We start from the raw sequence: 8,601 nt of genomic DNA, 5'->3' as shown, positions 1-8,601 counted from the left end.
GTTTTCATTGAAGCCCTAACACAAATTGATCATCCATTAGCGATTGTCTTTGATGACTTTCACCACATAAAAGCCAGTCATATTCATAAGACGCTAGAACGCTTAATCAGCCAATTACCGAAGCATGTCACATTTGTTTTATCATCTAGACGACACCCCCAATTTTCGATTGCAAAACTAAAGCTGCAAGAATCTGTATTGTTGATAGATGGCAATGATTTAAAACTAGATGAAACAAACCTGCTCGCATTAAATCAAACCATTGGCGGTTCCAGCCTACAGCCCAATAGAGTCAATACCTTGCTCGACCAAACAGAAGGCTGGTTCGTCGGTACAAAACTAGCACTACTTGCCTACGACAAAGTTGGCGAATCTGCACTAGATAGCTTTAGCGGTAGTCAGCCCGAATTACTGAATTATTTTGGTCACGAAGTCCTTAATAAGCTCACTCCTAGCGCTAAACGCTTTGTACTATCGACAGCTATTTGCAAATCTTTCAATCAGGATCTTTGTGAAAATGTACTGAATATCGACTACTCGGCGGCCAGTCTTGAAGAAATCACTATGCAAGAGCTGTTTCTTTCGCCAGAGCCTAATAATGCTGGGTGGTATCGTTACCACCCGTTGCTACAGGACTTCTTACTAAAACGCCTGGAAATTGAAGAAGGCCCCGAACATATCAAGCACTTACACTTCCTTGTCGCCAAATACTTCCTTGAGCATAAGGATCTCGACAGCGCGATCTATCACGCTAGACAATCTTCCGAGCAAAGCTTCTACTTCAAGATTCTAGAAGATGCTTGCGCGGGCTGGATAAAACAAGGAGAGCTTGAACGAGTCACAGACAGCCTAAGTAACTTATCAAGTGAAGACTTTACACAGCACCCTGAATTACTGATCAATCAACTTTATGCTTTATCATTTACCCGACGCTTCAATCAAGCCGGATATTTCCTCGAGAGACTTAAGCTCGGCTATACTGCGGGCTCCGGCACGCTAAAAGCTCATTACCAGTTCTTTCATTATCTACTCAAACTCTTTCAAAGTGACTCGGAAGTTCTGGCTCCCGATCCGCAATATGCCAAGAACCTTGCAGAGGCGCCTCAAGAGATCCTCGGCTTTGTAAAGGTACTGGAGGCCTATGCCCTGATGTGCAGCGGAAACTTGAGTTCTGCTTTTCGGCTGGCAAATGAGGGTAAAAGTATCCTGAACCAGAATCAGCATCACTTCTTCGAAAGCTTTGCCAGCTTAGTCATCATTTTATGTGACCGATATTTAGGCAGGGGTGTCGAGGCTATTCAACTGATGAACGAAGTGTTTCTGCCTATTAAACATGGTGACAGAAACCCGCTATGGGCAAACCTGGCGACCGGTATGATGGTAGTAGAATATGAGCAAAATCAGCTGGATAAGTCACTGGAATTGAGCACGCAATTAATCCCACTAGTTAACCACTCCTGCGCAACGGAAGAAGTAGCGACGGTTTATCTATATAGCTCCCGGGTTTTTCATATAAAAGACCAATCGTCCAAAGCAAGCCGCTTACTTGACCAACTTGAGCGTATTTTATCTTTAGGTGACTATCAGCGCTTTAATAGCCAAGTAGTTCACGAAAAAATGCGCCAGGCGTTTCGTAGCGGTTCTTTCTCAGTTTGTAAGCACATTTTCGAAAAGTACCACTTAGATGAGTTCATCAATAAAGGAGTTTGGCAGAAATCCGGGCAATATGAAGAGCACCGGGAAAGAGGTGCACTGGCTGCCGTATATTTTTTGATATCTAAAGGTCGCTTTAAACAAGCAAGCGACTTGCTCGAAGATATCGCCCAGTTGCTAGACCGGAACAATATCACCTCACGAGTATTGATAGCACGCTGCAATATCGCCATGATTGCCTTTAGGCAGGGTAACACTGATGCGGCGATCAGTCTGGTTAAGCGCCTCATTAGCCGTTATGGTTTGGTCTGTTTTTCCCGCAGTGTATTTGATGAAGCTCCTGGGCTGGAACTGCTCTTCCAGCAAGCGGTTAATGAATCCAGAGTGGCCCTGCCCACCATTTTTACCGATATTTTTCATACCTTGGTAGCAGCTGGTGATAAGTTCCAAGACCTGATTCAACCAGCTCACCTGCTGACCGACAAGGAACTCGAAATATTTGAGCTTCTATCCACCGGCCTAAGTAATGCCGAAATCAGTAAACAGTCTGGTATTGCTTTATCTACAACCAAATGGCATTTGAAGAATATCTACAGCAAGCTTAATGTTGAAAACCGTAGCGCAGCCTTGGCCCTGGCACACAAAACACAGCCGGCTTAAGGCATCTATAGCTCTGCCTTCTAATGTTGCGACTAGTTTTTTTTGGGGGGAGGGAGGGAGTCCCCTGACTCTTCAGAGAGTCAAAGGAATTTCACTTATAACTTTCAAAAACGAGCAGTCTGCTTTTGTCTGCATCGCTTCAGACTGCTCTTATCAATTGTATTTAGTACCTTTTAAGCTCTTTAAGCTGAGCAACATCTTTCTGTATGCTTAACAGCTCATCTCTACTTAAATAAGTATCAATTTTTGCTGCCGCTTTAGCATAAAAGCTATTCAATGCTCTAGTAAGTGACTTGTCTGTATTATCAAGCAGTTGCTCAGGCTTGGTCACTGAGTTGGTCGCCATTCCAACGAGCCCCCCTCTATTCTTAATCTCCCACTGTTTGGTATAAGGCTCTGATATCCCAAAATCACTCAAATTAATTCTCTTATTCAACATCGCTTGACCCGTCAAAGGCTCAATAACCTTCAAAAGCATCTCACCATTAATGTAAATATTACCTGAGTCCGTACAGTGAGTACTCTTACATGCAACACCGGTTGATTTTTGATTTATATTAAAAGTGAGACGAGGAACAACAGACAAATACATATTTTTCTTATCACTAAACGTAATATCATCAAACGTTTGATAAGGTCCTTTCATATTGAAACCTTTGTCACTCAGGTTTGAAACAAAAGTATTATTCAATGCAGTCATAAGCTGGCTTCTATATGACTGGTTATACGCACTATTAGCATTAAACCCGTGATTCCCTTTAGCTTGGGCTTGAGCCATTGCCATCTGAATAAAAGGGTTAGTGCTTTGAGGGCTAGAGCTTACACTTGATTGAGCCTGAGATACTTCAGACGCGACAATGCCAATTACTTTATCGGTCTGCTCACCTTTATTACTTCCCGAATAGTTAAAGTTTACTTGGCCCACATCCCTTTTGACTGGAATTGGAGAACACCCGACTACAACAGTCAAGGCGATTAAGCTTAATAATAATCTAGAGTTCACATTACACCCATTTAGTTTAGTTACGTTGATCGTTTTGCATTTAATCCGCAGGCAAATCCTTCTGCTTAAAGAAACCCACGATTGAAAAAGCCGTGACAATAATAACAAATTATTTTTTTATCTAATATTTTTTTTTGCGACCGATATCTCACTCAGGCCAAGACTAATCTAGTTTAGTATTAAATGGTTTTTTCTAACCAAGCGCCTTAAACCGATCTATAGTTCATCGAGTTATTATCTGCAATAACAAAAAAATAATCGCAAGTATCGGGTCGCTCTCACTTAAGGACTTCTCTTATAATTCTACCTCACTGCTTTAAGTTGAATCGACTCAGAGAAAGCTCCATGGCAAGGCTTAATGAACAACACAGAAACTACCAAAAAGTCGCTCAGGCGATGGCCTTTATTGAAGCTGCGCAATATAAACAACCTAGCTTGAAGGACATAGCTAAGCATATCGGCTTGAGTGAGTTTCACCTGCAGCGTGTGTTTACTCAATGGGCGGGGGTATCACCCAAGCAGTTCTTACAATTTCTGACCAAGCAAAAAGCCAAAGCTTTACTTAAGCAACACTCTGTCTCTAATTCCGCTTACAACAGCGGCTTAAGCGGGAGTGGCCGACTTCACGATCTGATGGTTCAGTGTAAAAGCGTGACACCTGGCGAATATAAAAGTGGTGGCCAAGGCGTTCAAATAGACTATGGCTTTCACCCCTCTCCCTTCGGTTATTGTCTGCTAGCTCTGACTCAACGAGGCTTATGCAAATTGGCATTTCTTGACTCACTGGAGCTTCAAGCAGAAGGTTTGGCTGAGATGAAGCGCGAGTGGCCACATGCTGAACTAAAGCAAAACCAAGCGAGCACATTAACTACCCTAAAACGTATTTTCGACTCTGGACCAGCAAACGAGAACAAGTTGAACTTGCTCTGCAAAGGAACGCCTTTCCAACTGTTGGTATGGGAGGCCTTACTGAAGATTCCTGAAGGCGAGTTGCGCTCTTATCAACAGGTTGCTGAGCAAATCAATCAACCAAATGCTACCAGAGCCGTCGCTTCAGCCATTGCGAAGAACAATATTGCCTATTTGATTCCCTGTCACCGGGTCATTAGAAGTACGGGGGAGATTAATCAATATCGCTGGGGAGCAGAACGCAAAAAAGCGATGATCAGCCTGGAATGCTGCTCGACGATACCTTCAACGCTGGGGCAATAAACAACGCTCTTTAAAGTGCTCAAGTAAAGCTTCTGACCATAAGCGGTAAGCCTGCGCACTGGGATGGAAGCCATCACTGGCAAAGAACTCTTTTTGCATAGGAAACTGAACACTAACAAAAGCTAAAGCCTCATCTAGTGCTGCCTGTTCGTTCAAAGCACTATTCATTGCACGAGAACGACGCCCCAAAAACCAGCGAAGTGGCTGAGGTAGAGCCGGAAATTCATGCATGGGAGGTACACTGCTCAAGAAGATATGACGCGCTTGAAACTTGTCTTGAAGCAGCAGTTTTAACTCTCTTTGCTGCTCTAGCCAGTGTTTCAGTCGTGTCCCGCCGGTTATATCATTGACACCTAAGGAAGTAATGACAACATCGGTTTTAAAAGCCTCAAGCGCATGTAGGCGCTCTAGCATCTCAGATGTCTTCAAGCCTGTTTCGGCTAAAAGGCGCCACTCGATAGCGCGGTACTGCGACAGTTTCGACACCAGCTGCCCTAAAAGCGCATCGTTCTGACTATCAACGCCAACACCTGCAGCAGCTGAGTCACCTAGAATTAAGATGCGCAAAGGCTCCCCGTTACCTAAAATACCTTCACGGCTACCTTCAGGCTCAGGAAGTTTAGGCGTCACTTTTTTAGTATAGATTCCCTGCGGAACGAGAATAGGTGACAAAGCCAGGGTGAGAAGAGCATCATCGATCATAATGGCAAGAATTGCTAAGACTTAGGCAATATCCAACAGCTTTTCTATGGCTGGTTTGAAGCGCTGAGGACTCAAGGGCTTTAGAATCCAACCAGTTATACCGGTATCTTTACCTACTTTTTTCAGCCTAGGGTCTGACTCAGTTGTTAGCATCAAAATAGGCGTTTCTTTGTAAGACTCCATATTCCTCAATGCAATGGCTAAATCAATTCCCTTCATATTAGGCATATTGTGGTCTGTGATCACTAGGTCAAAGTTCTGCTTTTTCGCCAAGTCGAGCGCTTCCAAGCCATCCTCAGCTTCGACTATTTTCAAACGTTCATCCTTTAAAACAAAGGTAACCATTTCACGAACGGTAGAAGAGTCTTCAACAATTAAAATAGATCTCATTTTTCAGGCTCAGTATTAAAAGTAAATATTCGGTGAGGTGCACAACTCACTTAAGTTTAGCAGCTCTTTCAAGGGTAAAACATAAATCTTCAATGATTGGTTTACTGAGCCCCAAACGCTTAATGTATTTATAGTTGGTTTAAGTGCTGCAAAGGAGCAATGAGCTGTAGCAGAAGAAATCAATCACAACGCAGTAAAAGGGTTCACAACATGGCCGAGAAAGCGTCTAAGGGCGCAAAACAAACTTCTAAGACTGCCGCAAGACTGTTAGCGCTTTCGTCATTCCTTCAAAGTTCAGTACCAGGCTTTAAGGTTTATTACTGTACTGCAAGGCCAAAGTTTAAGCCTTTGGCCTTGTATTCCTTAAGCTGAACGCCAAAGGCCCCGTCTGTATATATTTCTTTAACTCGAAGCGGCTTACCATGCTGATCTTTTTGCTCATTACTTAGATCAACAATCCGTTCAGCACAGCTTTTCTTCTCAGTATTCCTGACAATAATCAGTTTGGGGCGAAGCTTATTGTTTCTTTGGCACGATAGGATAATACCAACTTCGCCATTGGTCAGCTCAACAATATGCCCCGGTGGATAAATTCCTACTAAGCGAATAAAAGCTCGAACAATTTCCTCATCAAACTGCTGGCCACGACAATCGTAAAGAATACGCAAACCTTCCAATGTCGAACGTGCATCACTATAAACCCGGTCACTGGTAATGGCATCGAAAGCATCCACCACGCTAACAATTTTAGCGAAGAAAGGAATCTTTTCAGCAGTCACCCCCCTTGGGTAACCCTTACCATTGAGATGTTCATGATGACAATACGCAACATCAACCGCGACCGGAGGCACGTCTGATTTAGACATCAGCAGCTTGCGACCATGTGTCGCATGTTCCTTGATGAGTTCATATTCCTCGGAATTTAAGGATCCTTCTTTATTCAGCACCTCGATGGGTATATTAATCTTTCCCACATCATGCAGCATCGCCGCAACGCCTAGGTCTTCAAGCTCCTTTTCCAGCAGCTCCAGCTCACGCCCAAGTGCAACAGCCATGATAGATACACGTAAACTGTGTTCTGCCGTGTAATCATCTTTGTCTTTAATCTGAGTTAGCCAGAGCATGGCATTAGGGTTTTTTAGTACGCTTTTCACGCAACTTTTAACAGCTGTTTTTACCTCAGTGGTATTTATCTCCTGAGATAGACGGAGGGCACTAAGGGCATGATCAACTGTCTTCTTCGCATAGTCATAGTCAGATACGGCGACAGCCAACTCTCGTTCAACAGGTACTTTATAAATCCGGCGACTTTTGACATCAGTACGATTCTTTCGTTTTTCCCTATAAGTAATTTCTGTCTGAGTCACATCTATATAAACATATTCACAATACTCATTCAGTTGATCGATCTCTTCTTCACTGCTAATCAGAAAACCTTGAAACAGAAACGGGGTATCAACCCAAGGTCTATCCAATTCTACAACATACATACCAACACGAAGCTCAGTCGTCGCTATCTTTTCGCGAACCAATTTCTTATTGATATTGTAATGGTGCTCACCGATCATCCAGGTGCCCTCTACAGTTTATTGACCTTGTTAGTTTAGCCTATAAAAACACTAGTGTTAATTTGCATGTAAAACTGACCCGGCTTTTGCACTTAATTTTGACCCGCCTGAGAGGCCAGATTATGGCCTGAACTTTTCTTTTATTTCCAGTTTTAAATTCGTTTATTAGTAGATTCTTTGTAGCGGTAACTTTCGTTACCTGTTTCAATGATGTGACAGTGATGCGTTAGTCGATCAAGTAATGCGGTTGTCATCTTTGCGTCACCGAAGACTTGGCTCCACTCTGAAAAGCTTAAGTTAGTCGTGATAATCACACTTGTTTTCTCATATAGTTTGCCTAGCAAGTGGAATAGTAATGCGCCTCCCGTTTGACTAAAGGGCAAGTAACCAAGTTCATCTAAGATAACCAAGTCTGTATGGCTTAACCTGTTCGCAATGCGTCCCGCTTTACCTTCGAGTTTTTCTTGTTCAAGTTGATTCACAAGTTCAATGGTCGATAAGAAGCGCACTCGTAGTCGGTGGTGTTGGATGGCTTGTACGCCTATTGCCGTTGCTAAGTGAGTTTTACCCGTGCCAGGGCCTCCTATAAGTACGATGTTGTGGCTGCCTTCGATGAACTCACAGCGATGAAGCGCTTTGACAAGCGTTTCATCTACACTGCTTTGATTGAAGTCAAAGCCAGCTAGGTCACGGTAGGCTGGGAACCTTGCATGCTTCATCTGATAAGCGATTGATCGCACTTCTCGATCTGTTACTTCAGCTTTGATCAAGGCTTCAAGAATGGGCTGTGCTTGAAGGTAAGATGGCCCAGCTTGCTGTGATAGCTCCATAACACTGTTGGCCATACCGTGTAGTTTGAGTTGTTTGAAGGTGTGGATCATGGTTTCAATGTGCATAAGGATGACCTCTTAGTTGATCGTAGCGTTGTGTGTTGGCAATAGGTTCTTCGTTTAGAATGAGAGAGGGTGGTGTTAGCAAAGGCTCAGGTGTTTCCTGTTCGATGAGTCGGCTCAAACAGTTCATTACATGCTGTTTTGAGGGGTGCCCGCATCGCAGAGATTCCTCAACCGCTTGCTCAACCAGCTGTTCGTCGTGATGAAGTACCAAGGCCAATATCTCGACCATTTCTCGATCACCACCTTGTCGTCGAAGTAAATACTTTTGAATGGACTTGAAGCTGTCTGGCAAGGTCTCGAACGGTGCGCCGTTACGCAGTGCTCCTGGTTTGCGTTGAGCCACGGCTAGATAATGTCTCCATTCATACTTGGTGATACCTGCATCATGCTTGCGATTGAAGATACGTCTATGTCTTGCTATCTCCTTGCCTTCGGCAACGATAACGATTTCAGCTGCATAAACATGAAGACTCACATGCTGGTTAGCAAAGCTTGCCGGGACACTATAGCGGTTACG

7 protein-coding genes and 1 pseudogene are annotated in these 8,601 nt (G+C 43.6%); 2 read left to right on the top strand and 6 right to left on the bottom strand.

Annotation, left to right across the window (positions count from 1 at the left end; translation table 11 throughout):
* A partial coding sequence (locus tag A3735_RS02770; RefSeq protein WP_068637553.1) for a LuxR C-terminal-related transcriptional regulator occupies nt 1-2,313 on the top strand: 2,313 nt, incomplete at its 5' end.
* A 163-nt stretch (nt 2,314-2,476) separates the two neighbouring features.
* Here the strand turns inward: A3735_RS02770 and A3735_RS02765 are convergent.
* Complete coding sequence (locus A3735_RS02765) at nt 2,477-3,424, bottom strand: HpaA family protein (RefSeq protein WP_156499353.1); 948 nt, start codon at nt 3,422-3,424, stop codon at nt 2,477-2,479.
* A 237-nt stretch (nt 3,425-3,661) separates the two neighbouring features.
* Between A3735_RS02765 and A3735_RS02760 the strand changes: the two genes are divergently transcribed.
* Nucleotides 3,662-4,528, top strand: a complete 867-nt coding sequence (locus A3735_RS02760) for a bifunctional transcriptional activator/DNA repair enzyme AdaA (protein WP_068513561.1) — start codon at nt 3,662-3,664, stop codon at nt 4,526-4,528.
* On the opposite strand, the gene A3735_RS02755 is transcribed toward A3735_RS02760, so the two are convergent.
* From A3735_RS02755 to A3735_RS30170, 5 genes and pseudogenes are all read right to left on the bottom strand, one after another.
* Nucleotides 4,511-5,230, bottom strand: a complete 720-nt coding sequence (locus A3735_RS02755) for an SGNH/GDSL hydrolase family protein (protein ID WP_068513558.1) — start codon at nt 5,228-5,230, stop codon at nt 4,511-4,513. The two genes, A3735_RS02760 and A3735_RS02755, sit on opposite strands and share 18 nt — an antisense overlap.
* Before the next feature lie 21 nt (nt 5,231-5,251).
* Nucleotides 5,252-5,620 carry a response regulator gene (locus A3735_RS02750; protein WP_068508062.1) on the bottom strand — a complete coding sequence of 123 codons (369 nt, stop codon included), beginning with the start codon at nt 5,618-5,620 and terminating at the stop codon, nt 5,252-5,254.
* A gap of 317 nt (nt 5,621-5,937) precedes the next feature.
* A complete protein-coding gene (locus tag A3735_RS02745) occupies nt 5,938-7,188 on the bottom strand; it encodes an HD-GYP domain-containing protein (protein WP_068513555.1) in 1,251 nt (416 codons plus the stop codon).
* A gap of 152 nt (nt 7,189-7,340) precedes the next feature.
* Complete coding sequence (gene istB, locus A3735_RS02740; protein ID WP_068510186.1) at nt 7,341-8,084, bottom strand: IS21-like element helper ATPase IstB; 744 nt, start codon at nt 8,082-8,084, stop codon at nt 7,341-7,343.
* Nucleotides 8,074-8,601: pseudogene (locus tag A3735_RS30170) on the bottom strand (IS21 family transposase); the annotation flags it as partial. The gene istB and the pseudogene A3735_RS30170, both read right to left, overlap by 11 nt.

It is taken from the genome of Oleiphilus sp. HI0061, assembly GCF_001635675.1.
The sequence above is the reverse complement of the archived record's forward strand: the minus strand, read 5'-3'. Positions and strand labels throughout refer to the sequence as shown.